Genomic DNA, 26745 nt, shown 5'->3' with positions numbered 1-26745 from the left:
GAGCGGAGCCCGGCGCATGGAGCGGATCCAGCTAACCGACGCGGTCTACCAGTTGAGAGGCGGCACCAACGTCGGCCTGGTGGTCCAGGACGGGCGGGCGCTGGTCGTCGACGCCGGGCTCGATCGGGACGCGGGCCGTCGCATCGCCCGGGCTGCCCGACAGCTGGGGGTGGACATCGAGGCGGTGGTGATCACGCATGCCCACGCGGACCACTTTGGGGGCGCCGCCGAGGTCAAGCGCCGGACCGGGGCGGCCGTGTACGCGCCGGATTTCGAGGCGGCCATCGTCGAACATCCGGAGCTGGAGGGGTACTACCTGTTCTCGGGGGCCTACCCGCCGGCGGAGTTGCGCCACAAGTTTATCCTGGCGCCGGGATGTGCCGTGGACGGCCGGCTGGAGCCTGGAGAGCAGGAGATCGCCGGGTTCGTTGTGGAGGCGATTCCCGCCCCCGGGCACGCCCAGAATCAGATGATGGTCGCCTGGCGGGACGTTTGTTTCGCCGGGGATGCCTTCTTTCAACCGGAGGTGCTGGAGAAGTACGGCATCCCCTTTTATGTGCATGTGGGGCAGGCCCGGGAGAGTTTGGAGCGGCTGGCCTCCCTGGCGGAGAGGTTTGCCTGGTTTGTGCCCGGGCATGGCGCGGCCCTTCAGGAGATCGCGCCCGTGGTGGAGGCGAACCTCCAGCGCATTCAGCGGATCCTGGATCTGGTGCGGGCGGCCCTGGAGACGCCCGCGGAGGCGACGGAGGTCCTCGCCTCCGTGGCACGAGCTATGGGGATCTCCATCACCGCCCCGGCGATCTATTATCTGTCGTTGACCACCATCCGGGCGTGTTTGAGCGTCCTGCAGTCCGCCGGTGAGGCGGCGGTGACCGTCGTAGCGAACCGAGCCGTGTGGCAGCTCCAGGGGGCGTGAGGAAGGCCCCTGGGGTTTGGATGGTTGGTGGCCGGATGGAGCCTGCTAGTGCTCAGGCTCTGAATATTGGCTCATCTCCCGGAGATGCGCAGTTTCGCGGGGTTCAGCATGCTGGACCTCTACCGGCGATACACGCCCCGTGGATGAGCCCGAATATTTCTCTCAGGAGGAGTGAGGGATGATGCGTACTTTTCATCGATTCAGCTGGATCATCGTGGCACTGATCTTGGCGTTGGTGGTGACCGCCTGCGCCCCGCCGGCGACGCCTGTGGCGCCGGCGGAGTCTGAGGCGGCGCCCGCGGGGGAAACGGCCAAGGTCAAGATTAAGGTCGGCATGAACGCCGAGTATCCGCCCTTTGAGTTCGTGGACGAGTCCGGGAACATCGTCGGCTTCGACGTGGATCTGATCGATGCGCTGGCGAAGCGGGCCGGGTTCGACTACGAGCTCATCAACACGAAGTGGGATGGGATCTTCGCCGCGCTGGCCTCCGGGGAATTCGATGTCGTCTGCTCCGCGGTGACGATCACGGAGGAGCGCGCCCAGATCGTCGACTTCACCGATCCTTACTTCAACGCGGGCCAGAGCATCGCCGTGCTGGCGACCAATGATGAGATCAAGAGCGTTGAGGATCTGAAGGGGAAGCGGATCGGTGTCCAGTTGGGGACGACCGGGGATATCGAGGCCTCCAAGATCGAGGGAGCCGAGGTCAAGCGCTACGAGGAGATCACCATCGCCTTCCAGGCGTTGGCCAACGGGGATGTGGATGCCGTGGTCAACGACACGCCCACCTCGGCGGAGATCATCAAGGCGAACCCGGAGCTCAATGCCAAGCTGGTGGGTGAGCCCTTCACCGATGAGTTCTATGGGATCGCCGTCAACAAGAACAAGCCGGAGATCCGAGACGCCTTGAACAAGGCGTTGAAGGAAATCAAGGCGGATGGCACGTACGACAAGATCTACGAGAAGTGGTTCGGCAGCTGATACCGTCCGGCGCAGAGCGCTGAGAGGTGGGTAGGAAGTGCACGGCCGTCCGTCCATCCCCTACGGGTATGGTCGGATGGCCGTGCTGATGTTGGCTCATCTTGTGGGAGGAGTGAGTTGATGGAATCGGGAACGGGTGATCTGACTCAGCCGACGGGCGGCCTGGCCGAGGACGCGTCGCGGGGCGGGGTGTGGACCAAGTTCGACGTGTCCACCTTCCCCTGGTGGGTCTTGATCGTCGTGGTGGTCGGGCTGTACGTGACCATCGGTGTGCTCACCTCCCCGCAGTATCGTGACGTCTTTCAGTTCATCATCCCGGGGCTGCGCGTCACGTTGCAGGCGACCTTTACGGCTTACGGGTTGGCGCTGATCATTGGGCTGGTCGCCGGGCTCATGCGGGTGTCCCGCAACCCCGTGCTGTACGCCGTCTCCACGTTATATGTCGAAATCATCCGGGGCATCCCCATGCTCGTCATCTTGCTCTATGCGGGGTTCGTCATCTCTCCACGACTGCGCGATTCCACCGGCGGGGCCATCACGCTGAGCGATATCCAGGAGGCGATCCTGGGCCTGGCCATCGGCTACGGCGCATACCTGGCGGAGGTGTATCGCGCCGGCATCGAGTCCATTCACCGCGGACAGATGGAGGCGGCCCGCTCTTTGGGCATGACCTACATGCAGGCCATGCGCTACGTGGTGTTGCCTCAGGCGATCCGGGTGATCCTGCCCCCTTTGGGCAACGATTTCATCGCCATGCTCAAGGACTCGTCCCTGGTGGCCGTGCTGGCGATCCCGGATCTGTTGCAGATGGGGCGACTCTACATCTCGCGCACGTTTCGCGCGTTCGAGGGGTACAACTCCGTTGCCCTTTTGTACCTGGCGATGACGCTGATGCTCTCCCTGCTGGTGCGGTGGATCGAGAGGAGGTGGAGCATCGATGCGCGATAGCATCATCCAGATTCGGAACTTGCATAAGCGGTTCGGCCATGTGCACGCGTTGCGCGGGGTGAATCTGGACGTCTCTCGCGGCGAGGTCGTGGTCGTCGTCGGCCCCAGCGGATCGGGCAAATCCACCCTGTTGCGTTGCATCAACCATCTGGAGACGCCCACATCCGGGGAGGTCATCATCGACGGCATCTCCCTGACGGATCGGCACACGGATATCAACGCGGTGCGGGCCGAGGTGGGGATGGTGTTCCAGTCGTTCAACCTGTTCCCACACCTGACCGCGCTGGAGAACATCGTGTTGGCCCAGCGGGTGGTGCGTCGGCGCTCCCGGGAGGAGGCGGAGCGCATTGCCCACGACCTGCTGGCCAAGGTAGGCATCCCGGAGAAGGCCGATGCATATCCCAGCCAGCTCTCCGGCGGCCAGCAGCAGCGGGTCGCCATCGCCCGGGCGCTGGCCATGCAGCCCAAGATCATGCTCTTCGACGAGCCGACCAGCGCGCTGGACCCGGAGATGATCAAAGAAGTGTTGGACGTCATGTTGGATCTGGCGCGTGAGGGCATGACGATGGTGGTGGTCAGCCATGAGATGGGGTTTGCCCGCAACGCGGGGAATCGTATGGTCTTCATGGACGAGGGGCAGATCATCGAGGAGGCCACGCCCGAGGAGCTGTTCTCCAATCCTCGTCATGAGCGCACGAAGCTTTTCCTGAGCAAGATCTTACACTGATCAAGCCGGTGGCATCACACGGACAAATCATCGAGGAGTCGTTTCATGTCGGATCGGTTGTTGGAGCGCCTACGCGCCCCTGAGGTGATCATCGCGGATGGTGCGACGGGGACCATGCTTCAGCGGGCGGGATTGCCCGTGGGGACCCCGCCGGAGCGTTGGGTGTGGGAGCGGCCGGAGGAGATCACGAAGCTACACAAGGCCTATTTGGACGCTGGGGCGGAGATCATCCTGACGTGCACGTTTGGGGGCACGTTGCCGCGTCTGTCCAGGGGGGGACTTGACGCCCATGCCGACGAGATCAATCGTCGCGCTGCGGAGCTGGCCAGGCAGGCGGCCGGCGATCGGGCGTTCGTCGCGGGGGATATCGGCCCCACCGGGGAGATGATGGCCCCGCTGGGGACGTTCTCCTTCGAGGAGGCCGTGGAGGTCTTCCATCGGCAGGCGGCCGCGTTGGCGGAGGTGGGAGTAGATCTCTTTCAGATCGAGACCATGAGCGATCTGGAGGAGATGCGCGCGGCCGTGGAGGGCGTTCGCCGCGCCGCGCCGGACGTGCCCATCTTCGCCACCATGAGCTTCGACAGCGGCGGGCGTACGATGATGGGAGTCCGCCCGGAGGAGGCCGCCGAATTGCTCAAGTCGCTGGGGGTAACGGCCATGGGGGCCAATTGCGGGCGTGAGGTCGAGGAGACCGCCGCTGCCGCGCGTGCGATGCGCTCCGTGGCACCGGAGATCCCTACGATCGTCAAGCCCAACGCGGGGCTGCCGCGTATGGAAGGAGGGCAGCCGGTCTATGATATGACGCCGGAGGCGCTGGCCGCCTATGCGCGGCAGTGGGCGGCCGAAGGGTTCAAGGTGATCGGCGGGTGTTGTGGCACCACGCCGGACCATATTCGTGCGATCTCTCAGGTGCTCCGTGAAAGTTGAATCTCGCTTGTCACCCGTCAGACGGCGCGACCGGGTGCATGACCTGTTGGCCGGATACCCGGTAGATCGTACCCCTATCGGCGAGATCGTCGTGTCCGATCGCCTGGTGCGTGAGCTGGTGGGGCTTCATCAGGATCAACCGGTACCGTGGGCCGCCCGACGCGCCGTCATCGAGCGGCTGGGACATGATGTGGTCACGGTCTCCTTCATCGACCAGTCCTCGGATGATGCCCTCTTCTGGATACGGCAGTGGCGGTCTGAGACCGATCTCTTCGTCGTGGCACTGGCCTCTGGCCTTTTGATCCGGGCCATGCGGGTTTGGGGGACGACCGCCACGCGCGAGCATATGGCCCAGGCCTCCTCGCAGATCTCCTCCCTCTTCGCCGAGTGCGTGTTGGACCTGCAGCATCTGGCTCGTCAGATCGCGGACGCGGGCGCCGATGCCCTGATGATCAGCGATCCGCTGGCCGGGCGCAGCGGGCTGCGGTGGCCTCCGGAGCGGCTGCGACAGGTGTATTTCCCGTTCCTGACATTGCTCGCGCATGTGGTCCACCAGCAGGGGTTGCTCTTCTTCCTCCGGGCCCCGGGGGCGCTCTCCCCCGTCTTCGAGGATGTGGTGGCCGCGGAGGTGGATGGGTTGCAGGGCTTCTGCGAAGGGGACCGGGGGAGCCTGTCGGACCTGCGCTCCGTGGTGGGGCGACACTTCTGCCTGTGGGGCGGGGTGGATGCGACCCTCCTCTCCCTGCCTGATGTGGAGGTCTGGCTGGTGGAACATCTGCGCGCCTGGCACTCCGGCCCCGCCGGCATCCCCGCCATTCTGGGCACTCGTAATGGGTTGACCGAGGAGATGGACCTGCGGGAGGTGGAGCGGTTGGATGCCATCTGGGCCGCGGTGGAGGGCACTTCCAGGCGATTGGGCGTACCCTTGCGGGCGGAACGGGGTTATATATAGCTGGCACGGGGGGAGGGCTCGTATCTCATCACGCCAGGCGTGAAAGCACGTAGGGAAATCAGCTAAAAGCTGGACAATCCGACGGTGGGTGGAGCGTTCGTTCTCGACTCGCCGATGCGTGGGCCTGCCGTGAGGGGTTCGTTGTTCAGGTTTTATCTGGTTTCTCTACCACCTTGCTTGGGAAGGGGGTGGAGCGAATCGTTGGGTAAAGCTCTTGCGTAGTTGTTGTTTCGGATGAGGCGGATAGGAGCTTGTCCGCTCGAGTAGAGAAGTCAGGCGTAAAGGCCTGGTCGGGATTTCAAGGATAGGAGGTCCGAAGGAATGTGGTTGCGGGTTGTAATCGCGGCGGTCCTGGGTTACCTGTTGGGATCGATCCCGGTAGGATATCTTGTGGGGCGTGCCCATGGCATTGATATCCGCCAGCACGGGAGCGGTCGAACGGGCGGGACGAACGTATGGCGCGCCCTGGGACTGGGACCGGCGATTTTGACGGTATTAGGAGATGCATTGAAGGGCATTGCAGCTGTGTGTTTGGCGCGATATGTGCTGAACTCAGGGGAGTACGGCGCCGCGCTGGCGGGTAGTATGGCGGTGGTAGGGCACAACTGGAGTTTGTTCCTGCGGCTGCGCGGCGGCGCCGGCGGCATGACGGCGATCTCGGCGTTGTTGGCGTTGAACCCGATTGCGGGACTGATCACGGCTCCGTTGGCCGTGCTCACGCTGTATCTCAGTCGGTTCGCGTCCGTGGGGACGCTGACGGTTGGGATCGGGGGGCTGGTGGTGGTCACGATCCTGCTGATCGCGGCGCCTCAGACGGCGTCGATCGCCCATCCGATCTTCGCTTCCATCACGGCAGCCGCCATCGTGGTGGCGCTCCTCCCGAATATTCAGCGGCTGATCCACGGAAACGAACGACGCATCACGTTGTGGTAAACCGGTGATCGCCGAAAAGGGCCCGCCCAGGAGGCGGGCCCTTTTCGCGTGTGGATCAGGGTCGGGGCAGCGCCGCACCGAAGCGTGGACGGGAACGCTGCGCCGCCGTCGATCCATCCCCGGGGGGACGGAGCGAGAGGCCCCTCCCGGATGATCACGGCAATGGTCTGGGCCGCCGGAGCCCGTTGAAAGGGTGGGTAAACATGTACGAATTCTTAGTTGAACGGCGACCATCCACGTGGTATAATGGCGGCAGCTGTGCATCCCCCCTGCCGCTCAGGCGGAGATCGAGGACTGGATGGGTGTGAGACGAGAGGATACGGAGGTTCTGGTCATCGGCGGCGGCGCCACCGGCACCGGCGTGGTGCGTGACCTGGCCATGCGCGGCTTCCGGGCCATCCTGGTCGAAAAGGCCGACCTGGCGAACGGCACCACCGGTCGTTATCACGGCCTGCTGCACTCCGGCGCCCGCTATGCCGTACGGGACCCGGTCTCCGCCCGTGAGTGCATCACCGAGAACCTCATCTTGCGTCAGGTGATCCCCCATTGCCTGGAGGATCTGGACGGGCTCTTTGTGGTGACCCCCTGGGATGACCCCGACTACGCCGACCAGTGGGTGGCCGCCTGCTGGGAGTGCGGGATCCCCATCGAGGAGGTCGGCCCGGCGCAGGCGCTGCGGGAGGAGCCGCTTCTGAACCCGAGGATCAGCCGGGCGTTTCGCGTGCCGGACGCCGCCTGTGATTCCTTTGAGGCGGTGGCGGCCAACGCGGCCTCGGCCCGGGCGTACGGGGCGAAGGTCTGGACCTATCATCGCGTGTTGGACCTCTTGCGCCAGGGCGACCGCGTTGTGGGCGCCCGGATATACGATGAGCGCAAGGGGGAGGAGATCGTCGTTCACGCCGATTGCGTGGTCAACGCGGCCGGGGCGTGGGCCGGACAGATCGCGGCCATGGCGGGCATCGAGGTGCTCATGCGCCCGGCCAAGGGCACGCTGGTGGCCATGAACCATCGGTTCGTCAACACCATCCTGAACCGCTGTCATCCTCCCAGCGATGGCGATATCCTGGTCCCCGTGCACACGGTGGCCATCATCGGGACCACCTCGGTTCCCGTGGATGATCCGGATCGCTATCCCATCGAGCGGTGGGAGGTCGAGAAGCTGTTGGAAGAGGGCGAGAAGCTGGTCCCAGGCTTCTCGCAGACGAGGGCGCTGCGCGCCTGGGCGGGGGTGCGCCCCCTCTACGAGGAGCGTCCTCAGGCGGACGAACGCGAGGAGCAGGACCTGCGGGCCGTGACTCGCGGCTATGTCGTGCTGGACCACGAGGAGCGTGATGGCGTCGCAGGCTTCGTCTCCGTTGTCGGCGGCAAGTTCACCACCTATCGCCTGATGGCGGAGCACACGGTGGACCTCGTGTGCCGCCGGTTGGGAACGCAGCGGCCCTGTCGTACCGCCGAGGAGCCCGTCCCTGGCTCTGAAGATGGCCGCTACCACGCGTTGGGGCGGCGTCTGGAGGAGCGTGAGCGAGGGGGGCGACGTGGACAGCTCATCTGCGAATGCGAGTTGGTCCACCGGGACCAGATCGAGTCGTTCGTGCGAGAGACCGGGACGCGCGATCTGGACGACGTTCGGCGAGGGCTGCGCGTGGGTATGGGGCCGTGTCAGGGCGGTTTCTGCGTCTATCGGACCGCCGCGTTGCTCCACGAGGCCCTGGATACGCCTGTGGAGCAGGCCAACCGGGCGCTTACATCCTTCCTGGCCGAGCGGTGGAAGGGGATGCGTCCCGTGCTCTGGGGAGATCAGCTCCGCCAGGCTTATCTGGATCGATGGATCTTCGAGGGATTGCTGGCGGTCGATCGGCTCCCCGGGTCTGATCAGAGGGAGGGCGAATGACCGCTTTGCAGGCAGGGCTTGGGGCCTTCGTGGGATTGCTCATATGGAGCGGCCTGAACCTGCGACATCTGCGCTCGGTGCAGAGATGGGCTCGGGCCTTCTCTCGGCCTCGTATCCCTCGAAGTGACCGTCCCCTTGTGGCGATCGCCGGCGCGATTGCGATGGTGATCCTGGGAATCGGGTTGGTGATGCAGACCCATTGGGCGTTCGGCCTGACCATCGCCTTGGCCGGCATCGGATGTATTGTGGAATCGACCGTGCGGGTGGTGCCGCATCTGCGCGCGGGCGAGCAGGGCATGGCTATGGATCATATCCTCATGGGGATCGTGCTGTTGGCGGTCCTCATCCTGGGCATGCTGGGCTGGAATCGACTCCCGCCTTTGGTCCCGGAGATGTAGGTGGGCATGACATACGATGTGATCGTGATCGGCGCCGGATTGGCCGGATTGGTCTCCGCCACTGCCCTGGCGCAGGCGGGGAAACGGGTGTTGCTTCTGGCCCGTGGAGCGGGGTGCACGCACCTGAGCTCGGGGTGTGTGGATGTGCTGGGAAGGGCCGGTGGTGAGGACGTATCCTCGCCTGGGGAGGCGCTGCCCGCCTTCATGTCGGGCTATCCGGAGCATCCCTACGCGCGTGTGGGAATGGGGCTGTTGGCCGAGGCCTTAGACTACTTCCGCCGGGAGACCGATCGGGCGGGATGGCCCTACGAGGGCGGCCTGGATGCGAACTGGCAGCTGCCCACGGCCGCGGGGGCGGCGCGCCCAACCTGCCTGGCGCCGGCATCCATGGTCGAGGGGGACGTGCGCCGCTCGGAGCCGATGTTGTTGGTGGGATTCCGGGAGCTGCGCGATTTCTATCCCCAGTACGCGGCGGCGAACCTCTCCCGCGTATACGGGCTGGAGGCCCGCGGCGCCTATCTGGACGTGCCCGCTCTGCGGGGGCGGGACAACATCACCCCCGTGGAGCTGGCCCGGGCGTTCGATGATCCGGATTTCCGGGCCCAGGTGTTGCGGGCGCTGAAACCCCTCCTGGGTGACGCCAAACGGGTGGGGTTCCCGGCCGTGCTCGGCCTGCGCGATCGGGACGCCTGGCGCGAGGTGAGCGCCGAGATCGATCGTCCCATCTTCGAGATCCCCACGTTGCCGCCGTCGGCGCCGGGGCTCCGGTTGTTCGAGGCCTGGCGTCAGCTCTTCCGACAGGCCGGGGGGCGCTGGCAGGTCGGCTTTCCCGTGGTGAGCGCGGAGAGGCAGGGGGGACGGGTCCACGCGGTGTACGTGCAATCGACGACGCGGCCCGTGCGCTTTGCCGCCGACCATTTCGTGTTGGCCACCGGAGGCATCTACGGGCACGGGCTCGTCACGGATCATACAGGTGCCGTCGAGGAGCCCATCCTCGGTCTGCCCCTGCGCAACGTGCCCGATCCGGAGGCGTGGAGTGCCCCGCACCCGTATGGCCCGCATCCCATTCTGGCGGCGGGGGTGGCGGTGAACGAGCGGATGCAGCCGATCGACGAGCGAGGGCGGCCGGTGTTGGAGAACGTGCATGTGGCGGGAGCTTTGCTGGCGGGCGGCGCGGATCCCCGGGCGGGCATCGGCGATGGCGTTCCTATCGCCACCGGCTACGCGGCCGCGCGGGCCATATTGGGGTAGCCGATCCGTACAGACCGTTGGGGGAAGGCACGGCGGCGCCGTGTCTCATATCATTTCCGCCGAAAGGGTACATGGCCGATGTTATCGGCCGTTCACAGGCAGACGAATGGATATCGGATGACGAGATCACAGGACGTTCGGCTCACTCTGGACCACTGCATGAAGTGCAACATTTGCACGACGGCGTGCCCGGTGGCGACGGTGGCACCGGAGCGGTTCCCCGGCCCGAAGTACGTCGGGCCGCAGGCGCAGCGCTTCCGTGATCCCAGGGCGCCGACGGTGGATCGATCGGTGGATTACTGCTCCGGCTGTGGCGTCTGCGACATGGTCTGCCCCCATGGGGTCAAGATCATGGAGATCAATGCCAAGGCCCGGGCGAAGCTGTATGAGACGGAGCGCATCCCTCTGCGCAACCTCCTCATCAGCCGTTCCGAATGGCTGGGGAAGCTGGCGCATCCGGTGGCGCCCCTGGCCAATTGGGCGATGCACTTCTCCCCCTTCCGGTTGGCCGCCGAGGCGGTATTGGGGATCGATCATCGAGCGCCGTTCCCTCCTATTGCTCGGCAGACGTTTCGCGACTGGTATCGAGGCCGGCGGGTCATGCCGGGACGCCCCTTCTCGTTCGATCAGCCCGCATCGCCGGGTCCGGCGCGCCCCGGCGATCGTGGGCAGGTGCTCTACTTCCACGGATGTTCCACCCAGTATTACGAGCCGCGTGTGGGCAAGGCGGCGGTAGCCGTCCTGGAGCGAAACGGATTCGAGGTCGTGGTGCCCGATCAGAACTGCTGTGGCCTTCCCATCATGTCCCAGGGCGATTTCACGGGGGCTCGCAGGTATGCGTATAGCAATCTGCGCAAACTGGCGCCGTGGGTGCGCCGCGGATATCTGATCGTCGGCACCTCCACCAGCTGCACGTTGACGCTGAAGCACGATTACCGGGCCATCCTGGACATCGATGATGAGGACGCCCGCCTGGTGGCGGAGCACACGTACGACATCTGCGAGTTCCTGCGGCTGCTATGGGAGCGCGATGAGCTGGACACGGGCTTCGCCCCCCTCGAGGCCACCGTGCCCTATCACGCGCCGTGCCAGTTGAAGGCTCATGGGATGGGGCGCCCGGCTTTCGACCTGATGAGCCTGATCCCCGGCCTGACGGTCGTGGAGATGGACGCGGATTGCTGTGGCATCGCCGGCACGTATGGCTACAAGCACGAGAAATACGACATCGCCATGGCCGTCGGCGAGCCGCTGTTCCGGCAGATCCTGGAGACCGGTGGCCCGGTGGCTGTGTGTGATAGCGAGACCTGCCGCTGGCAGATCTCCCATGGGACGGGGCGTCCCTCCGTCCATCCGGTGGAGGTCCTGGCCCTGGCGTACGGGATCGCGGTGGACGATTCGCCGGCCCGATTGTTGTGTGCGTCGAGATGAGGGTTCTCGTGGTGGGCGCCGGCGCGATCGGCGCCATGGTCGGGGCGAAGCTCCAACAGGGCGGCCATGCGGTCACCTTGCTGGGTCGTCCATGGCTGGCGGAGGCCGTGCGTGAGCGAGGGCTTCGGCTGACGGAGGAGGGGCAGGAGACCGTGATCCCGGATGTCCGGGTCGCCACCTCGATCGGCGAGGCGCTGGCGGGGGAGCGCTCCTTTGACCTGGCCCTGATCGCGGTCAAGTCATATAACACGGCCGAGGCGGCCCGGGGGCTTCGGATGGCCCTCAGCGCGCATGGCCCGGCGCCGACGGAGACGTTGCGCATTCTCTCCCTGCAGAATGGCGTGGGCAATGAGGAGACGTTATTCCAGCACTTCAGACGCCGACAGGTGATCGCGGGGGCGATTACCACGCCGGTGGCCGTGCCCGAGCCCGGGCATATCGTCATCGCCCGGAGCGGTGTGATCGGCCTGTCCCCTGTGGATCGTACCTGCGTATTGGATGATGTGCAGCAGGCTCTGTCCGAGGCAGGGTTCCATGTGGAGCGCTATCCCGACTATCGAGGATTGAAGTGGACGAAGCTGCTCATGAACCTGACGGCGAACGCCAGCTCGGCCATCCTGGATTGGCCGCCGGAGCGGCTGCTCGGCGATCGACGGCTGGCCGCGTTGGAGGTGGCCGCCTGGCGGGAGGCCATCGCGGTGATGCGTGCTTTGGGGATCCGTCCGGTCCGCCTGGGACGCTATCGATGGCCGCTGTACGTGCCGTTCATACGCTTCCTGCCGGTGGTGGCCCTCCAGCCCATCGTGCGTCGTATGGCGGGGGGCGGGCGTGGCGGCAAGATGCCCTCCCTGCACATCGACCTCCATCGAGGCCGGGATCGGTCCGAGGTGGGATGGCTGAACGGCGCCGTGGTGCGATATGGGCGTCAAGCTGGGGTGCCGACGCCTGTCAACCAGGCGCTGCATGATGTCCTGGTCGCTCTGGTCAAGCGACAGGTGCCTTGGGAAGCCTTTGCCCATCGTCCTGACCGTCTGATCGCCGCGGTGGAGGCGGTGCGGGAGGGACGTCCTGCGCTATCGATCCTGGACACCCGGGATTGACCCGATGTCCCGGCGCTCTGGGCGCTTCGGTGATGCCCTGATCGGGTATTTGCTCATCTGGCTCGCCGCCGTGCTGTGGGCCAGCCTGGCGCTGTTTTACAAGGCCGTGCTTGGGCTCGGCGTACCCCCGTTGACGTTGGTCGCCTATCGGGCGGGGGGAGCTGCCTGTGCCCTGGCGATCTGGATGGTCATCCGGGGAGATTTCCCGGCCGGGCTGCGCATCTCCCGGAGGGATGGGCCGCTGATGCTGGCCTATGGGGTGGTCGGCGTGGCGCTCTTTTACATCGCCTACGCGTACGCGATCCATCTCACGGGCATCGCGATGGCGGTGGTCTTGATGTACACCGCGCCCGCCTGGGTGGCGCTCATCGCCTGGCGATGGCTGGGAGAGGGGATGGACCTGCGCCGGGGGATCGCGCTGGTGCTGGCATTCCTGGGATGTGCTTTGGTGGCCCAGGCATACGACGTGACGGCGCTTCGGTTCAACGTGTTGGGCGTGCTGTGGGGGCTGGGGGCGGGAATCGGATATGGCCTGTACAGCATCTTTAACAAGCTGGCGGTGCGCCGCTATTCGCCGGCCGTTGTGCAATTCTACGGCTTCGCCATCGGCGCCTTCCTCCTCGTGGCCCTGCAGCCGCCTCGCGATTTGCTCGCGCCGCTGCGATCGCTTCCTGTGTTGGGCCTGCTGATCTTCATCGCCGTGGGGCCGACGCTGGGAGGCGGGCTCGCCTATGCGGCCGGGGTGCAGCGCATTCGCGTCAGCGTCGCCAGCCTGCTGGCCACGTTGGAGCCAGCCCTGGCCGTGTTGATGGGATACCTGGGATTTGGGGAGGTGTTGGATCCGCCTCAGTGGATAGGGGTGGGGCTTGTCCTCATCGCTGCCGTCCTGTTGCGCCCCCGTGAGGCGCCAGCGGACGTCATGGCGCCAGCCAGAGGAGGATGAAAAGCACCCCGGCCACGGCTACGGCCGCGTACTCCAGGAGCACGCGACGGGTCAGCCGCTCCATCAGGGCGTGCTGTCCCAGGCCGACGGTCAGATAGAAGATGAGGAGCAGGAGGAATCCGGCCGTGTAGCTGCTCGTCCGCCAGTAGTTGAGCGCCCAGGTGGCCTCGCCCAGCAGGGCACCCGTGATGCCGGCGTACAGGAGAACGTCGCCCAGGCGCTGCTGGGAGCCGCGGAGTAGCTCCAGGGCCAGGAGGACGCTGATGACGGCGATCAGGGTGGCGGATACCAGGCTGCGGGCGCGGGTGCGATATACCAGCAGGAACAGCACCATGGCGACGGTGTAGGCGACGACGTTCAGGGCGATGCGGGCCAGTCGGTAGTGGGGATCGTTGGGAGCGACGGTGTGGTAGGCGCCGATCTCCGCGATGGCCAGTAACAGCCCGGCGAGGAGGATCCCACCGACCACGTAGATGCGGGTGGGCATCACCGGCATGAGCATCTCCGCCAGCACCAGGATGGAGGCCGGTAGACCCCAGTGCACCCAGGTGTGTCGCAGGCGGCCGCTCAGGGCCAGCGGGTGGGCCTGCAGGATGGACTCCGTGCCGCTGTACGCGACGAGGATCAACAGGGCGGATAGGATGACCGTTCGATCGATGGCCAGGGTGATGGGGGACCCCAGCACCTGCCAGGTGAAGGTTCGCTCCGGCCAGGGGACCAGGGACCCGGCGGCGAGGATGAACAGGGCCACCCAGCCCGTGATGCTGATGCGATCTCGATAGTCCGGCATATGCTCCATCTCATGGAGGGATCTCGTTGGATACGGCCCTTCCGTGCGCTTTCCTTATGGCCGCGGCTCCGTGCAGAGCGACCCCTCGTGCTCGGCGGGACGACGGAATTCTAACTGGAGGGGTGTGGTTTGTCAATTGACGCCGGATTTGGCCCTGTTCTCGCTGCCGTATGGCTGGGATGGGGAGCAGCCTGGGTACTTAACGCTCTCGCCGATCGATGGGCTGGCCGGAGCACGTGCGGGCGCTGCGGGTGGACCTACCCCTCGGCCTGGCCGACGATGGCCTGGTTCCTGCGGTTCCGGGGCCGTTGTCCGGGATGCGGTGCCCGGCTGATGGTGCGTCCACCGTTGGTGGAGGCGGCCTTGCCCGCCCTGTTTGCGTTGGCAGTCATACGCCTGGGCGCGACCACATATGCGGTCGTGGCGGCTGGCTATCTGTTCGTTCTCCTGCTGATCAGCGTGGTGGACCTGGCCACGCGCCGGATCCCCAACGTGATCGTTTTGCCGGCCGCGGCCGTGGCATTGGGCCTCTCCGCCCTGGGCATTCCGCCGGGGGTCCGGCGATCTCTGATCGGCGGCGTGCTCGCGTTCGGCCTGTTCCTGGCCGTGTACGGTTTGGGCGAGCTGTTTCTGAGGCTCGTGAGCCGGGGGAAGGGCGTTCACGGGCCCGCTTTGGGCGCGGGGGACGTGAAGCTGGCGCTTTTCATCGGCCTGGCCGTCGGTTATCCCGGGGTGGTGTTGGCCCTCTTCCTGGGAGCCGTCATCGGCGCCGTCGTCGCCCTGGGATGGATCGTCTGGCGGTTAGCCCGGGGACGTTATCGGCCGTTTGCGGCCATGGCCTATGGGCCTTATCTGGCCCTGGGGGCGGCGATAGCCTTGCTGTGGGGATGAGATGGCATGCAGGCCATCTCGTGAAAGCGTATCGCATTTCGAGTGCGGGAGGGTGGGCGATCACACGCCGGCCTCGTGTCCGGCTTGGCGGCGACCGTGAGGGGATGTATGGACGACTACGCCGATCTGGAGATCATCATCCAAGAGCCTGCAGCCGAGGAGTCGGCCGCGCAGACGCACGCCTATCCCGTCCTCGCCTTCTATCCCGGACAGCCGCGCGCTTCTTCCGTGCTGCGCCTGGACCCCATGAGGCCGCAGTGGATGAAGTGGCAGGAGCGACTGACCGAGGTCGTGCGGGATGTGGGGGCCGATTTCCTGCATGAGGTGGGATGGGCCCTGTATCAAAAGCTCTTCACCGGTGAGGTAGAGCGGCTGTGGACCATCGCCCAGGCCGATCTGGACTCCGGGCGCGTCCCCGGAGTGCGAGTCCGCCTAGCCATCGACCCCCCGGCCATCGCTGCCCTGCCCTGGGAGCTGCTGTACGACGAGAGGATCGGCCGGTCGATCGCGTGTCGCAGCCGACATCCGTTGGTGCGCGCGGTGGGGCGTGTGGGACAGGTGCCTCCTCGTCGGCCGATCTCGATTCGCCTCCCATTGCGCGTGCTCTTCATTGCCCCGGAAGACACCGGCCTGAACTGGGAGCGGGAGTTGCAGATTGTGCGGGGGGCGCTGAAGCAGCTGGGCGACCGGGCCGAGTTGCGGACGCTGACCGGACAGGCCACTTTCGCCGCGTTCAGCGAGCTCCTGGGGGAATGGCAGCCTCACGTCCTTCATTTCGCCACCCACGGCGAGTTCGACGGCACGTATGGGCAGTTGATGTTCACCGCCTCCCCGGAGGATCGCTTCACGGAGGATGGCCTGACCTGGGTGCGCTCCGATCAGATGCGCACGCTGTTGAACGCGCGTGGGGAGAGCGTGCGGTTGGTGGTGCTGGCCACGTGCAAGGGTGCCCAGACTTCCTCCCGGCCTCTGTCAGAGGGCAGGCTGTTGGCCGGGCTGGGGCCGGCGCTGATTCAGGCGGGGGTGCCGGCGGTGATCGGCATGCAGTATGAGATCCGGGATGATGTAGCCATCGCCTTTGCCCACGCGTTATATCGCTCCCTGCTGGGATCGCGGCATCCCGGCCGGGTTGATGCCGCCGTGGCTGACGCTCGCGCCGAGCTGGAAGCCCGATGGCCCGATCATCAGGGCTATGCCACCCCCGTGCTCTTCCTCAACGCCGAACATGGCCGCATCTTCACACTGGTTGGGGAGGAGGGACAGGCGGCCGTCCAGGTAGAGGAGCGGCCGAGGGAGCTCCCTGAGGCCGAGCGGGAGTATCTGCGGAGGCAACCCCTGCGGGATCTGAGGAATCGGATGCGTGCTCTGGCCGATCGCGTGGCGCAGCGGCAGCGTCATCTGGACGCGCTTCAGGAACAGATGGCCGTTTACACCCCGGCTGAGCGGCCCTTGCATCTGCAGGAGCAGATTCACGTCCTGGGGGATGAGTTGGCCGATGATGAGGCGGAGCTGGCCGCGGTGCGAGCGCTGGTGACCGCGCTAGATGATGCGGGAGCCCCCGAGGAGGTCTCGCCTGAGGATTTTGAGGCTGGCGTGCTCACCGAGGCCGTGTTGGAGGAGGCCGTCGCACAGCAGCCGTATGAGCGGGCATTCTATGCCGCGGACCTGGCTCGCTGGCTGCAGACGACGTACCCCGAATATTGGGATCGAGTCGTCCGTCGCTCGGGCGGCCAGTTGGAGGCGGAGCGGACGATCTATCGCCGGCTGGTGGCGATGGCTCGGCCGGGGGGTGTGTCGTCACGACGGCATTGGTTCCTGGTCCAACGGGAAACCCGGTTCAAGCGGGTTCACTATTGAGCGGTTTCCGGGGAGAGGTAGCGTTCCTCGATGAGATCCGCGATCCCCTTCGCGTCCGACAGATCGAAGTGGGGCACGGGGATCGGGAAGCGCAGGTCGCTCACGACCGCCAGCAGTTCATCGGGCGTGCAGAGCAGCTCTCGGCTGCGCGCTGCCCGGCATATCTCGATCTTGGGCAGGTCGCTGCGTTTGTGCCCTTCGGTCAGCACGATGTCCACATCGGTGAAGAAGCGCCGGGCGATCTCCCTGGGCGAGGGCTTTTCCGTCAGCCGTTCAAACAACGCTAGCTCGACCGATGACGCGGCCACGACGCGATCTGCGCCCGCCTCGGCGTGCCGCCAGGTATCCTTGCCCGGCTGGTCCAGGGGCGAGGGATGGCCGTGATGCTTGATGACGCCAACCCGCCACCCGCGTGCCTTCAACTCGGGGATTAGCTTCTCCAGGAACGTGGTCTTGCCGCTGTCCGAGCGGCCGACGATGGCGATGATCGGGGGCATGGAAGGATTCCTCCGTTGTTCGAATGAAAGTGGGCAGTCCGCTGACGTTCGAGGGCGGCCATTATCCCGGGCGCGCTGAGGGGCCCTCTTCCGATGAGGGTGGTTCCTGTAGATCCGGGCGTCCGATGGCGGTGAAGCGCAGGCGCGTTCCCAGATACAGCGCGTCTCCGCCCCATGACGTGGTCGCCTTCTCCTCCTCGATCTCCTCCTCGATCCCGATCTCGGTGGCTCCGGCCGCACGCGCCCCGGCCGCAGCCAGCTCGCGCCCTCGCTCTCGGGCGAACGTCAGCGCCTCGTCCAGGCTCTCGAACTCCCACAGCCCGGCCGTGGAATGCAGCGCGTAGCCGGTGATTCCGGTCACGTCGTACTGGGCGGTGATGTGCATCTCACACGTGTGCATGATGCTACCGGAGACGGCTCCCACCGCGTTGGCGACGCCCGCGTGTTCCGGGATGATCACCTCCGTGCTCAGCCGCTCGGCGACGCGGTGGAAGTAGGCCGCCGCGGGGGCTCCCAGCGCCACGATGGGACGGCGCAGCCGTAGGTTGACCTCCAGGTCGGGCAGGCGGTGATCGCCCAGGGCGCGCTCCACCAGCAGGCGAGCCACCGGCGCGGCCATTACGTCCTCCGCCGTCCCCTCCAGCGAGACCAGGCGGTTCAGGATGGCGATCACCAGCTCTCGCACCACCCGCTCGTGGACGTATTGGCTCAGCCGCGCGGCGGAGCATCCCATTCGCTCGCCCAGAGCGGCGGCCGCGGCCTGGGCCGCTTGCACGTCCCATGCCCGGTAGATCCCCTCCACGTGCAACGCGTCCGTTGGGGTGAATCCCACGCGCCGGATCAGGCCGTATCGCTCCAGTCGGTTGGGGCGGCTCAGGTACAGGCGGGCGCGAGGGATCCTCTGCTCCAATCGCTCCAACGAGAGCGGCCCATCTCCCAGCGCGTCCAGGATCTGGCGTTCCAGGCTCGTCGTCTCCCATCGTGGCGTCAGCTCGACGAGCGCGAAGAGCTCGGGAGGGTCCGAGCGTCCTCCGCCGTTCCTCCACTCGTCGGCGGCCTGTGGGTATAGGGCGATGGCCATGGACAGCGGGATCGCCCGTTCCGGCCCGATCCGCAGACGGCCGTTCTTCCATCGGATGTGGCTGTCCCCGCCCAGGCCGGTGGTTTGGGCGTCCACAGCGCGCACCAGGGTGCGCCAGCCCCCCACCTGGGCCCCGTCGTTCCGGATGATGGGGCGCCCGCCCTCCAGCACGGCGACGTCCGTCGTCGTCCCGCCCATGTCGATCACCAGCGCGTCGTCCAGACCCGTCAGGTATCGGGCGCCGACGATGCTAGCGGCCGGGCCGGAGAGGATCGTCTCCACGGGGTGTCGCAGCGCGACGTCGGCCCGGAGCAGCGCCCCGTCGCCGCGCACGACCATGAGCGTGGCCGGGATGTGATGCCGCCGCAAGGTGTGCTGGACGGCCTGAATCAGCCGTTGGATCAAGGGGATCAGGCGGGCGTTCAGGGCGACGGTGGTCGCCCGGCGGATGGCGTTCAATTCGCCTGTGAGCTCGTGGGCGCAGGTGATGGGCAGGTCGCTGAGCGAGGCCACCACGTCCCGGGCGCGTCGTTCGTGGTCCGGGTTCCGCACGCCGAAGTATCCCGAGATGGCCCATGCATCCACCTGGCCCTCGTGTCGGAGCACGGCCTCCCGCAGCGCGCTCACGTCCAGGGGTGCTGCCTCCCGGCCGTTGAGATCATGCCCGCCGCGTAGGAAGATCACCTGATCGGTGACCAGCTCACGTCGAAAGCCCCATCGCTCGATGAGCTGTGGATCGTAGCCGATGAGGATCAGTCCGACGCGCCCGCCTCGTCCTTCCACCAGCGCGTTGGTCGCCAGCGTGGTGGAGAGTCCCACCAGGCCGATCCGGCTTATGTCGATCCCTGTCAGCATCGTGATGGCGGCGTCGATGCCGTAGCTGAGATCGTGGTGGGTGGTGAGGGCTTTGGCGCTGGTGAGCACCCGGCCCTGCTCGGGGTCCAGGATCACGGCGTCCGTGTATGTGCCACCCGTGTCGATGCCCAACATCCACGTCAAGGGTTTGCTCCTCCTGGACAGAGGCGGAAGAAGGCCTCTGTGCGCGTGCGTGTGTCCGGGGGGAATATTAGCGCAGAAGCGGGCGAACGTCCAACGGTCGAGGGGTTGACGCGGGAGGGGGTCTGGCATATCATGAGCAGGGATCCATGAGGATACGTGTAACCAAATCCCTCTCCCTTGCATCTGAACAGGAGGAAGTCGTGGGATCGAACGATCTCGATGAGCAGGCGCTGGTGGCTGCGCTCAAGGCGGGGGACCGAGCCGCATGTGCGGTGATGGTCAAGCGCTTTTCCCCGCGCATCTATCGGGTAGCCCTGAAGCTCATGGGCGACCCGGACGAGGCCGAGGAGGTCTTGCAGGAGACGTTCATCAGCGCGTGCCAGCACGTGCGGGACTTCGAGGGCCGCTCCAGCCTGGGGACGTGGCTATATCGCATCGCCACCAATGCGGGGTTGATGCGGCTGCGTCGCCGCAAGCTGGAGACGGTGTCCATCGACGACCCGGTGGAGCTGGAGGACGGCGAGGTCGCCCCCCGGCAGCTGATCGATTGGGGGTGGAATCCCGAGAAGCACGCCCTGAATGAGGAGCTTCGCCGCGTGATGGACGAGGCCATCGCCGCCCTGCCGGAGACGCTGCGTGCGACCTTTATCCTGCGAGACATCGAGGGGCTGTCCACGGCGGAGACGGCGGAGACGCTGGGGATCTCAGAGTCGGCCGCGAAGGTGCGTCTGCATCGGGCGAGGATGCGGCTGCGGGAGTATCTGACCGAATATTTCGCCGCCCATCGGGCATCCGTCGCTGAGCGAGGAGATCATGATGACGCACGTCCATAGTCATGAGGACTGCCGCCAATTGTTGGGAATGCTCTCCGACTACATCGACGGCGAGCTGGAGGCCCGGCTGTGTGAGGAGATCGAGGCGCACCTGGCCGACTGCGAGAACTGCCGCATCGTCATCGACACGTTGCGCAAGACGGTGCTCCTGTATCAGATGCCAGACCCGCCCGAGCTGCCGGAGGATGTGGAGCTTCGGCTGTTCAAGGCGCTGGACCTGGAGCCGTATCTGCGGAAGGAGCCGCTGGCCGAGCCTGATGAGGACGCGTAAGGCTCATCGAGCGCGTTCGCACTCACCACGAGAACAGCACATCTGGGAGAGGGGAGCTATCTGATGGTCTCGAAGCAACCTCGGGTCATCGTCTTCACAACGCCGACGTGCAGGTACTGCAATGCGCTTAAGCGCTATCTGCGTCAGCATAAGATCAAGTTCAAGGATGTGGACATCTCCCGGGATGAGCGGGCGGCGCGAGATGTGGTGCGTCGCACGGGCCAGATGGGAGTGCCCGTCGTGGACATCGGTGGGAAGATCGTGATCGGCTTTGATCGCCCCAAGATCGATCGGCTGTTGGGACTGCGGAACTGAGGGGGGCGAGCGTTCTGTATAGGTTCAGAGCCCCGGCGATTGTGCGCCGGGTGTGCCAATTTTTGGAAGAAGAGGAGGATAAGACCGATGCAGGTAGAGCCGTTGGGAGATCGAGTGTTGGTGAAGGTGATCGAGGAAGAGTCGCGGACGGCTTCTGGGATCCTGTTGCCCGAGACGGCCAAGGAGAAGCCGCAGCGCGGCGAGGTGGTCGCCGTGGGTGACGGGGAGGATATCCCAGTGAGCGTAGGCGATCAGATCCTGTATGCAAAGTATAGCGGCACGGAGATCCGTCTGAACGGCGCCGACTATCTGATCCTGGATGTCGGCGATATCTTGGCGCGTGTGAAGGAATAGAAAATGGCTGTTGAAGCGAAGGTTACGTGGCGAGACGGCATGGAGTTTGCGGGCACCGCCGCCTCGGGGCATACGGTGGTGATGGATAGCTCGGCCGAGCATGGGGGCCGGAACGCGGGCTTTCGCCCGATGGAGTTGCTGCTGATCTCCCTGGCCGGCTGCACCGCCATGGATGTGATCTCGATCCTGCGGAAGAAGCGACAGAAGGTGACGGGATTCGAGATCAACGTCCGGGGGGAGCAGGCGGACACGCACCCGCACAAGTACACGGACATTCATGTGGAGTATGTGGTGCGCGGGGAGGACATCTCGCCCCAGGCGGTCGAGCGGGCGATCCAGCTCTCTGAGGAGAAGTATTGCTCCGTCGAGGCCACGATTCGTGGCGTGGCGCGCATCACGAGCAGCTATCGTATTGAGCCTGCATGAGCGAGCGTGAACTGAGCGAGGAGGAGGTGGCCCGCCGGGTCGCGGAGCTGGAGGCGCGGGTGGAGGATCTGCGCCGACGGCTACCCGCGCACTCGGTGCCGCCCGCCTTGCTGATCGAGCTGGAGGAGCTGGAGGAGGAGCTGGAGGCCGCGCGGGCGCGCATGCGAAAAGCGAAGCCGTGAGGCGCGCCCGGTGGACATGGAACGTGCGTGGCGGGGCCGGCCATCGTGAGACCGGGGGCCGGTCCCGTTTTTTTGTGTTCGGATGTAACGTATCCCCCTCCCTCGCATCTAAACGGGTGGAGATTTCAAGGATCCGTGCCTTTGGATCCAGAGCAGGCATCCCATCCCATGTGGCCGAAAGGGTCGCAGACTTTCAGGAGGAAGCGTATCATGCCGTTGATTGGCAAGCAGGATCAACAGGTTCTGCGAGAGGAATTCCAGAACCTGGTGGCACCGGTGAAGCTGGTTATGTTTACTCAGGAGACGGAGTGTCAGTATTGTCGCGAGACCCGACAGATTGTGGAAGAGCTGGCGCAATTATCGGATAAGATCACGGCCGAGGTGCGCGACTTTGTGACGGATAAGGAGGCCGTGGAGGCCTATAAGATCGATAAGATCCCGGCCATCGCGATCGTGCGGGGGGGTGATGAGCCGAAGGATTACGGGATTCGCTATTTCGGGATCCCGTCAGGGTACGAGTTCAGCTCTCTGATCGAGGATATCCTGATGGTCTCCCAGGGCGAATCGGGCCTGTCGCAGGAGACGAAGCAGGCCGTGGCTCAGATCAATGAGCCCGTGCACATCCAGGTGTTCGTGACGCCCACATGCCCGTACTGCCCGATGGCCGTGCGGCTGGCCCATCAGTTGGCGCTGGAGAGCGATCTCATCACCGCGGATATGGTGGAGGCGATCGAGTTCCCCCATCTGGCCAACAAATACCAGGTGATGGGCGTGCCGCGTACCGTCATCAATGAGGATTACCACCTAGAGGGTGCGGTTCCTGAACCGATGTTGTTGGAGCGTGTGCTGCAGGCGGTGGAAGCCCAGAGATCCGTCGCCTGACCCCGTCCCCCCTCCAAGCGAACGGGCTGGATGCCACGGTATCCAGCCCGTACTTTTTTCCAGAGGTATCCCCGCTGACGGGATCACCAGTAGGGCCACGTCCCTTGGGCGATTGGACGGTAGCGATAGCGGCCCCCCGGCAGGCCCTCGATCACGCCGGCGGCCCGGAGAAGGCGCAGCACGGAGCGGGTCGACACCGGCTCGCCCAGGACGGATGAGAAGGCGCTTCGCAGCTCCCGCGCGGTGAACGGATCGGGCAGAAGGTGGCGTCCCAGGTCGTCGCCCAGCAGCCGGCGGCGCAGGTGGGCCCTCGCGGCGGCGATGATCTGGCCGTGGTCGAAGGCCAGGGAGGGCAAATCCGCCACCGGCCACCAGCGAGCGTCGGCCGCATCGTCGCCGGCCCGTGGTCGCCAGCCGTCCCCGCGTTCTCCCAGAAGCGCCAGGTAGGCCATGGTGATCACGCGCCTGCGCGGGTCCCGACCCGGCGCATCAAAGAGCCGTATCGGCTCCAGGGGGACGTCGGTCAGCCCCGTCTCCTCGGCCAGCTCACGCCGGGCGGCCTGTTCCAGCGTCTCGGTGATGTCGATAAACCCGCCGGGGAGGGCCCAATGCCCCTCATATGGCCAGTATCGTCGTCGGATCAGCAGCACGTGCGGAGCGCCATCGCGCACCAGCCAGGCGACCACGTCTGCGGTGACGGACGGCCGGGGGTACGCATCGGAAGCGGATGAGGGTGAGGTCCCCTGGGAATCCATCAGCTGTCCTTCTCAAACGTGTCCGTGGGAGACCCGTGATCGGGCTCCTGTCGACGGCCTCTCAGCTTTTCCACGCCGCCGCGCCATAGCCCGCGTGGCGCGTGTCCGTTCTCCTCGCGCGGCCCGATGACCACATCGTACAGGCGGCGGAGCACCCGGCGCCCGAAAGATCGCGCCTGGGCCACGTGGAACGAGCCGGAGTACTGCGCGCTTCGCCACCAGGGCGTCTCGGGAAGGGGCAGGGGCACTCCCCACTGAACGACGGTCGCGCCCCAGGTGAGCCCGGCGCCAAATCCCACCATGACCAGGTGATCGTGTTGCCGGATCCGGCCTTCCTCGATGGCCTCACACAGCGCGATGGGGATGGAGGCCGTGGACGTGTTGCCGTAGCGGTCCAGGTTCGTGTACATGCGGTCCATATCGAGCCCGAGTTGTTTGGCGGCGGACTCGATGATTCGACGGTTGGCTTGGTGTGGGATCACCAGCTCGATATCGCTCATGGTGAGCCCCGCTTGCTCCACGACCTCCTGCGTGGCCCGTGCCATCACGCGCGTGGCGAAGCGGAACACCCCGCGGCCGTCCATCTTGAGATAATGCTGGCCGGACGCCACGGTCTCCAGGCTGGCCGGAAGGCGGCTCCCTCCCGCCGGCACGATGAGCAGATCCCCGCCGGATCCGTCGGATCCCAACACGGTGGAGAGGATCCCCCCCGGGACCTCACTGGCGGCGACCAGGACGGCTCCCGCCCCGTCGCCGAACAGCACGCAGGTGTTGCGGTCGGACCAGTCCACTAAACGGGAGAGGGTCTCCGCCCCGATGACCAGGACATATTCGGCGGACTCGCTGGCGATCAGGCCCCGGGCGATGCTCAGCGCGTACACGAAGCCGGAGCAGGCGGCGCTCAGATCGAATGCGCCGGCGCGAGTGGCGCCGATCCCGTCCTGCACGAGGGATGCGGTGGAGGGGAAGATGTGCTCCGGAGAGGACGTGGCGACGATGACCATGTTCACCCGGCTGGCCGGTACGTTCGCCACCCGGAGCGCCTCCTGGGCCGCCTTGATGGCCAGGCTCGCCGTGGTCTCCCGAGGATCGGTGGCGATGTAGCGTTGGCGGATGCCGGTGCGTGTCCGGATCCACTCATCGCTGGTGTCCACGATGCGGGCGAGGTCGTCGTTCGTCAATATGTGATTCGGGAGGCTCTTGCCCCAGCCGATGATCTGCGCATACCGTCTCACAGCGTTTCACTCCGTGCGACTTTCGCGAGGTTTTCACGGCCACGCGCGCTCCCGCTCCTTTGAGAAGCCCGTCGACGCGGCCGTGCTCTCCCCCGCCTCTATCTATCGCATACGATCCTGTCGGTGACCGGAGGGCTGCTTCCCATGTGCGTCAGGAACCCTCCCATCGGCGCATAATCAGGCAGGCGTTGTGTCCGCCCAGGCCGAACGCGTTGGACATCGCCACGTTCAGGTCCGGCGCGGGGCGGGCCTGGTTGGGTACGTAATCCAGATCGCATTCGGGATCGGGATGTTCGTAGTTGATGGTGGGCGGCAGAACGCGCTCCTGAAGGGCCTTGACGCACAGCACCGCCTCCAGGGCACCCGCCGCTCCCAGGAGGTGTCCGGTCATGGACTTGGTGGAGGAGACGGCCAGCCGGTAAGCGTGCTCGCCGAAGACCTGCTTGATGGCGGCCGTCTCGCTGCGGTCGTTGAGCGCGGTCGAGGTGCCATGCGCGTTGATATACTGCACCTCGGTGGGCTGGATCCCGGCCCGCTGCAGGGCCTTTTCCATGGCCTCCACGGCCCCGGCGGAGTCCTCGGCCGGCTGGGCCAGATGGAAGGCGTCGGCTGTGGCCGCGTAGGACAGGATCTCGGCGTAGATGTGCGCGCCGCGCTCCAGGGCGTGATCCAGCGATTCCAGGACGAGCACGGCTGCTCCTTCGCCCATGACGAAGCCATCCCTCTGGGCGTCGAAGGGGCGACAGGCTCGCGGGGGATCCTCGTTTCGGGTGGAGAGGGCGCCCATGACGTTGAGCCCGGCCAGCGTGATCGGATGGATGACCGCCTCGCTGCCTCCGGCCAGGATGACCTCGGCGTCCCCGCGGCGGATGATCTCCGCCGCCTCCCCGATCGCCCCGTTTCCCGTCGCACAGGCGGAGACGATGGCCATGTTCGGGCCGCGCACTCCCAGCTCGATGGCCACCTGTCCGGCGGCGGTGTCGATCAGGATGGCGGGGACGAAGAACGGGTTCACACGCCGGGGGCCGCGGGTGCGGAGGATCTCCTGTTCCCGCAGCAGCGTCCCGAGCCCGCCCAGAGCGGAGCCGATGATCACTCCCACGGCTCGCGGATCCTCGTTCGCCAGGTTGAGTCCTGAATCCTGCACGGCCTCCTGGCTGGCCGCCACGGCGAAGTGGGTGAAACGGTCCAGGCGGCGCGCCGTTCGGCGGTCCAGATATCGTGTGGGATCGAAATCCTTGATCTCGGCGGCGATTTGAGTCTTGTAGGGGCTTGGGTCGAAAGAGGTGATCCGGTCGACGCCGGATCGCCCGGCCAGGACGCCGGACCAGGTCGTCGGCACGTCCAGGCCCAATGCCGTGACTGCGCCCAAGCCGGTTACCACCACGCGTGTATCCTTCATCATCACTCTGTGTCACTCCTGGTAAGCACGGTTGTCTCGTGTGAGGTGCGGATTCCCGGGCATGCGAGGGACGACCGTCCCATCGGAGGCCCGCTCCATAAGCCCGCCCCTCGCCGCGAGCAACGCCCTACTTTGGATTCTTGTTGGGTAGGGGCCGTTTCCCTGGCGAGGGACCTTGTGGTCGAATGGGTTACTCGTGGCTTTATAACACTGACCGAAGGGAAAAGGTGCGCATCGGATGTGGGGCGTGGGAGACGATAGGATGAGATGTGATGAGGGGCGGCTAGTCGACTAGCCGCCCCTCTGAATTTCGTGTGTGTCTTCCGTCGGGCACCTCGGCTGGGAGATGCCGGGTGGAGGTTAGCGGACGATGAAAGATGTCTCCGTGACGGAATCCTCCCAGTCAAGCTGGATGCTCTGTCCGACCACATCCACCAGCCGGACCCCATAGGTGCCCGTCGGCGCGCGTCGGGGGATACGATACCGGATGACGGCGTATCCGTACTCGTCGGAGATGGCCTGTAGCGGGACGAAGTCGCCATCCGGCTCCTGGATAATGAGCAGGATCATCGCGTTCTC

29 protein-coding genes are annotated in these 26745 nt (G+C 65.7%); 22 read left to right on the top strand and 7 right to left on the bottom strand.

What is annotated here, in order from left to right:
• The first annotated feature begins 16 nt into the window (after window positions 1–16).
• The 13 genes from GXP39_18555 (at window position 17) to GXP39_18495 (ending at window position 13396) form a co-directional block, all read left to right on the top strand.
• Window positions 17–916, top strand: coding sequence for an MBL fold metallo-hydrolase (locus tag GXP39_18555; protein NOZ30036.1), 900 nt, complete (start codon window positions 17–19; stop codon window positions 914–916).
• A gap of 178 nt (window positions 917–1094) precedes the next feature.
• Window positions 1095–1898 (top strand): basic amino acid ABC transporter substrate-binding protein, encoded by an 804-nt coding sequence (locus GXP39_18550; protein NOZ30035.1) that lies wholly within the window; start codon window positions 1095–1097, stop codon window positions 1896–1898.
• Window positions 1899–2018: 120 nt separating this feature from the next.
• Complete coding sequence (locus tag GXP39_18545) at window positions 2019–2846, top strand: amino acid ABC transporter permease (protein ID NOZ30034.1); 828 nt, start codon at window positions 2019–2021, stop codon at window positions 2844–2846.
• The gene (locus GXP39_18540; protein NOZ30033.1) at window positions 2836–3573 is read left to right on the top strand and encodes an amino acid ABC transporter ATP-binding protein; all 738 of its coding nucleotides are present in this window, start codon (window positions 2836–2838) and stop codon (window positions 3571–3573) included. The genes GXP39_18545 and GXP39_18540 overlap by 11 nt, the downstream gene beginning before the upstream one ends.
• Window positions 3574–3618: 45 nt before the next feature.
• Window positions 3619–4500 carry a homocysteine S-methyltransferase family protein gene (locus GXP39_18535; GenBank protein ID NOZ30032.1) on the top strand — a complete coding sequence of 294 codons (882 nt, stop codon included), beginning with the start codon at window positions 3619–3621 and terminating at the stop codon, window positions 4498–4500.
• Entirely contained in the window at window positions 4490–5452 is a 963-nt protein-coding gene (locus GXP39_18530) for a hypothetical protein (GenBank protein NOZ30031.1), read from the top strand. Before GXP39_18535 ends, GXP39_18530 begins: the two co-directional genes overlap by 11 nt.
• 321 nt (window positions 5453–5773) lie before the next feature.
• Window positions 5774–6385, top strand: a complete 612-nt coding sequence (locus GXP39_18525; GenBank protein NOZ30030.1) for a glycerol-3-phosphate acyltransferase — start codon at window positions 5774–5776, stop codon at window positions 6383–6385.
• Window positions 6386–6689: 304 nt separating this feature from the next.
• Window positions 6690–8276: an anaerobic glycerol-3-phosphate dehydrogenase subunit A gene (glpA, locus tag GXP39_18520; GenBank protein ID NOZ30029.1), complete on the top strand. Its 1587-nt coding sequence runs from the start codon at window positions 6690–6692 to the stop codon at window positions 8274–8276.
• A complete protein-coding gene (locus GXP39_18515; GenBank protein ID NOZ30028.1) occupies window positions 8273–8674 on the top strand; it encodes a hypothetical protein in 402 nt (133 codons plus the stop codon). The genes glpA and GXP39_18515 overlap by 4 nt, the downstream gene beginning before the upstream one ends.
• Window positions 8675–9925 carry a glycerol-3-phosphate dehydrogenase subunit GlpB gene (glpB, locus tag GXP39_18510; GenBank protein ID NOZ30027.1) on the top strand — a complete coding sequence of 417 codons (1251 nt, stop codon included), beginning with the start codon at window positions 8675–8677 and terminating at the stop codon, window positions 9923–9925.
• A gap of 117 nt (window positions 9926–10042) precedes the next feature.
• Window positions 10043–11353, top strand: a complete 1311-nt coding sequence (locus GXP39_18505) for an anaerobic glycerol-3-phosphate dehydrogenase subunit C (GenBank protein NOZ30026.1) — start codon at window positions 10043–10045, stop codon at window positions 11351–11353.
• Window positions 11354–11361: 8 nt separating this feature from the next.
• A complete protein-coding gene (locus GXP39_18500; protein NOZ30025.1) occupies window positions 11362–12453 on the top strand; it encodes a ketopantoate reductase family protein in 1092 nt (363 codons plus the stop codon).
• Window positions 12454–12457: 4 nt separating this feature from the next.
• Window positions 12458–13396, top strand: a complete 939-nt coding sequence (locus GXP39_18495) for an EamA family transporter (GenBank protein ID NOZ30024.1) — start codon at window positions 12458–12460, stop codon at window positions 13394–13396.
• On the opposite strand, the gene GXP39_18490 is transcribed toward GXP39_18495, so the two are convergent.
• A complete protein-coding gene (locus GXP39_18490; GenBank protein ID NOZ30023.1) occupies window positions 13371–14186 on the bottom strand; it encodes a hypothetical protein in 816 nt (271 codons plus the stop codon). The genes GXP39_18495 and GXP39_18490 overlap by 26 nt on opposite strands.
• A 129-nt stretch (window positions 14187–14315) precedes the next feature.
• On the opposite strand from GXP39_18490, the gene GXP39_18485 reads away from it, so the two are divergent.
• Together GXP39_18485 and GXP39_18480 are read left to right on the top strand one after the other, a co-directional pair.
• Window positions 14316–15077 (top strand): prepilin peptidase, encoded by a 762-nt coding sequence (locus GXP39_18485; GenBank protein NOZ30022.1) that lies wholly within the window; start codon window positions 14316–14318, stop codon window positions 15075–15077.
• Between the two features lie 108 nt (window positions 15078–15185).
• Window positions 15186–16934, top strand: a complete 1749-nt coding sequence (locus GXP39_18480) for a CHAT domain-containing protein (GenBank protein NOZ30021.1) — start codon at window positions 15186–15188, stop codon at window positions 16932–16934.
• On the opposite strand, the gene mobB is transcribed toward GXP39_18480, so the two are convergent.
• Window positions 16928–17431, bottom strand: coding sequence for a molybdopterin-guanine dinucleotide biosynthesis protein B (gene mobB / locus GXP39_18475; GenBank protein ID NOZ30020.1), 504 nt, complete (start codon window positions 17429–17431; stop codon window positions 16928–16930). The two genes, GXP39_18480 and mobB, sit on opposite strands and share 7 nt — an antisense overlap.
• Before the next feature lie 61 nt (window positions 17432–17492).
• Complete coding sequence (locus GXP39_18470; protein ID NOZ30019.1) at window positions 17493–19511, bottom strand: hydantoinase/oxoprolinase family protein; 2019 nt, start codon at window positions 19509–19511, stop codon at window positions 17493–17495.
• A gap of 146 nt (window positions 19512–19657) precedes the next feature.
• Between GXP39_18470 and GXP39_18465 the strand changes: the two genes are divergently transcribed.
• The 7 genes from GXP39_18465 to GXP39_18435 all read left to right on the top strand — a co-directional run bounded on the left by GXP39_18465 (window position 19658) and on the right by GXP39_18435 (window position 22774).
• The gene (locus tag GXP39_18465; GenBank protein ID NOZ30018.1) at window positions 19658–20344 is read left to right on the top strand and encodes a sigma-70 family RNA polymerase sigma factor; all 687 of its coding nucleotides are present in this window, start codon (window positions 19658–19660) and stop codon (window positions 20342–20344) included.
• Window positions 20325–20615: a hypothetical protein gene (locus tag GXP39_18460; protein ID NOZ30017.1), complete on the top strand. Its 291-nt coding sequence runs from the start codon at window positions 20325–20327 to the stop codon at window positions 20613–20615. Before GXP39_18465 ends, GXP39_18460 begins: the two co-directional genes overlap by 20 nt.
• A 63-nt stretch (window positions 20616–20678) precedes the next feature.
• Window positions 20679–20930, top strand: coding sequence for an NrdH-redoxin (locus GXP39_18455; GenBank protein ID NOZ30016.1), 252 nt, complete (start codon window positions 20679–20681; stop codon window positions 20928–20930).
• Between the two features lie 87 nt (window positions 20931–21017).
• Complete coding sequence (locus tag GXP39_18450) at window positions 21018–21284, top strand: co-chaperone GroES (protein ID NOZ30015.1); 267 nt, start codon at window positions 21018–21020, stop codon at window positions 21282–21284.
• Window positions 21285–21287: 3 nt separating this feature from the next.
• On the top strand, window positions 21288–21710 hold the full coding sequence (locus tag GXP39_18445) for an OsmC family protein (GenBank protein NOZ30014.1): 423 nt from the start codon (window positions 21288–21290) through the stop codon (window positions 21708–21710).
• Window positions 21707–21892: a histidine kinase gene (locus GXP39_18440; protein NOZ30013.1), complete on the top strand. Its 186-nt coding sequence runs from the start codon at window positions 21707–21709 to the stop codon at window positions 21890–21892. Before GXP39_18445 ends, GXP39_18440 begins: the two co-directional genes overlap by 4 nt.
• Before the next feature lie 210 nt (window positions 21893–22102).
• The gene (locus tag GXP39_18435) at window positions 22103–22774 is read left to right on the top strand and encodes a glutaredoxin (protein ID NOZ30012.1); all 672 of its coding nucleotides are present in this window, start codon (window positions 22103–22105) and stop codon (window positions 22772–22774) included.
• A gap of 83 nt (window positions 22775–22857) precedes the next feature.
• On the opposite strand, the gene GXP39_18430 is transcribed toward GXP39_18435, so the two are convergent.
• The 4 genes from GXP39_18430 to GXP39_18415 form a co-directional block, all read right to left on the bottom strand.
• Complete coding sequence (locus GXP39_18430; GenBank protein ID NOZ30011.1) at window positions 22858–23529, bottom strand: NUDIX hydrolase; 672 nt, start codon at window positions 23527–23529, stop codon at window positions 22858–22860.
• On the bottom strand, window positions 23529–24764 hold the full coding sequence (locus tag GXP39_18425) for a ketoacyl-ACP synthase III (GenBank protein NOZ30010.1): 1236 nt from the start codon (window positions 24762–24764) through the stop codon (window positions 23529–23531). Before GXP39_18425 ends, GXP39_18430 begins: the two co-directional genes overlap by 1 nt.
• A 151-nt stretch (window positions 24765–24915) precedes the next feature.
• A complete protein-coding gene (gene fabF / locus GXP39_18420; protein ID NOZ30009.1) occupies window positions 24916–26166 on the bottom strand; it encodes a beta-ketoacyl-ACP synthase II in 1251 nt (416 codons plus the stop codon).
• Window positions 26167–26526: 360 nt separating this feature from the next.
• The coding region (locus GXP39_18415; GenBank protein ID NOZ30008.1) for a hypothetical protein at window positions 26527–26745 on the bottom strand (219 nt) is incomplete at its 5' end.

It is taken from the genome of Chloroflexota bacterium, from assembly GCA_013152435.1.
In the GTDB taxonomy this organism is placed as follows: domain Bacteria; phylum Chloroflexota; class Anaerolineae; order DUEN01; family DUEN01; genus DUEN01.
This window is presented reverse-complemented; position numbering and strand designations above follow the sequence as displayed.

Excerpts from the sequence above, each read along its gene's own strand:
- GXP39_18555 (NOZ30036.1), top strand. The coding sequence starts at position 17 with ATGGAGCGGATCCAGCTAACCGACGCGGTCTACCAGTTGAGAGGCGGC.
- GXP39_18550 (NOZ30035.1), top strand. The coding sequence starts at position 1,095 with ATGATGCGTACTTTTCATCGATTCAGCTGGATCATCGTGGCACTGATC.
- GXP39_18545 (NOZ30034.1), top strand. The coding sequence starts at position 2,019 with ATGGAATCGGGAACGGGTGATCTGACTCAGCCGACGGGCGGCCTGGCC.
- GXP39_18540 (NOZ30033.1), top strand. The coding sequence starts at position 2,836 with ATGCGCGATAGCATCATCCAGATTCGGAACTTGCATAAGCGGTTCGGC.
- GXP39_18535 (NOZ30032.1), top strand. The coding sequence starts at position 3,619 with ATGTCGGATCGGTTGTTGGAGCGCCTACGCGCCCCTGAGGTGATCATC.
- GXP39_18525 (NOZ30030.1), top strand. The coding sequence starts at position 5,774 with ATGTGGTTGCGGGTTGTAATCGCGGCGGTCCTGGGTTACCTGTTGGGA.
- GXP39_18515 (NOZ30028.1), top strand. The coding sequence starts at position 8,273 with ATGACCGCTTTGCAGGCAGGGCTTGGGGCCTTCGTGGGATTGCTCATA.
- GXP39_18505 (NOZ30026.1), top strand. The coding sequence starts at position 10,043 with ATGACGAGATCACAGGACGTTCGGCTCACTCTGGACCACTGCATGAAG.
- GXP39_18495 (NOZ30024.1), top strand. The coding sequence starts at position 12,458 with ATGTCCCGGCGCTCTGGGCGCTTCGGTGATGCCCTGATCGGGTATTTG.
- GXP39_18490 (NOZ30023.1), bottom strand. The coding sequence starts at position 14,186 with ATGCCGGACTATCGAGATCGCATCAGCATCACGGGCTGGGTGGCCCTG.
- GXP39_18480 (NOZ30021.1), top strand. The coding sequence starts at position 15,186 with ATGGACGACTACGCCGATCTGGAGATCATCATCCAAGAGCCTGCAGCC.
- mobB (NOZ30020.1), bottom strand. The coding sequence starts at position 17,431 with ATGCCCCCGATCATCGCCATCGTCGGCCGCTCGGACAGCGGCAAGACC.
- GXP39_18465 (NOZ30018.1), top strand. The coding sequence starts at position 19,658 with ATGAGGATACGTGTAACCAAATCCCTCTCCCTTGCATCTGAACAGGAG.
- GXP39_18460 (NOZ30017.1), top strand. The coding sequence starts at position 20,325 with ATGATGACGCACGTCCATAGTCATGAGGACTGCCGCCAATTGTTGGGA.
- GXP39_18455 (NOZ30016.1), top strand. The coding sequence starts at position 20,679 with ATGGTCTCGAAGCAACCTCGGGTCATCGTCTTCACAACGCCGACGTGC.
- GXP39_18450 (NOZ30015.1), top strand. The coding sequence starts at position 21,018 with ATGCAGGTAGAGCCGTTGGGAGATCGAGTGTTGGTGAAGGTGATCGAG.
- GXP39_18445 (NOZ30014.1), top strand. The coding sequence starts at position 21,288 with ATGGCTGTTGAAGCGAAGGTTACGTGGCGAGACGGCATGGAGTTTGCG.
- GXP39_18440 (NOZ30013.1), top strand. The coding sequence starts at position 21,707 with ATGAGCGAGCGTGAACTGAGCGAGGAGGAGGTGGCCCGCCGGGTCGCG.
- GXP39_18435 (NOZ30012.1), top strand. The coding sequence starts at position 22,103 with ATGCCGTTGATTGGCAAGCAGGATCAACAGGTTCTGCGAGAGGAATTC.
- GXP39_18430 (NOZ30011.1), bottom strand. The coding sequence starts at position 23,529 with ATGGATTCCCAGGGGACCTCACCCTCATCCGCTTCCGATGCGTACCCC.
- fabF (NOZ30009.1), bottom strand. The coding sequence starts at position 26,166 with ATGAAGGATACACGCGTGGTGGTAACCGGCTTGGGCGCAGTCACGGCA.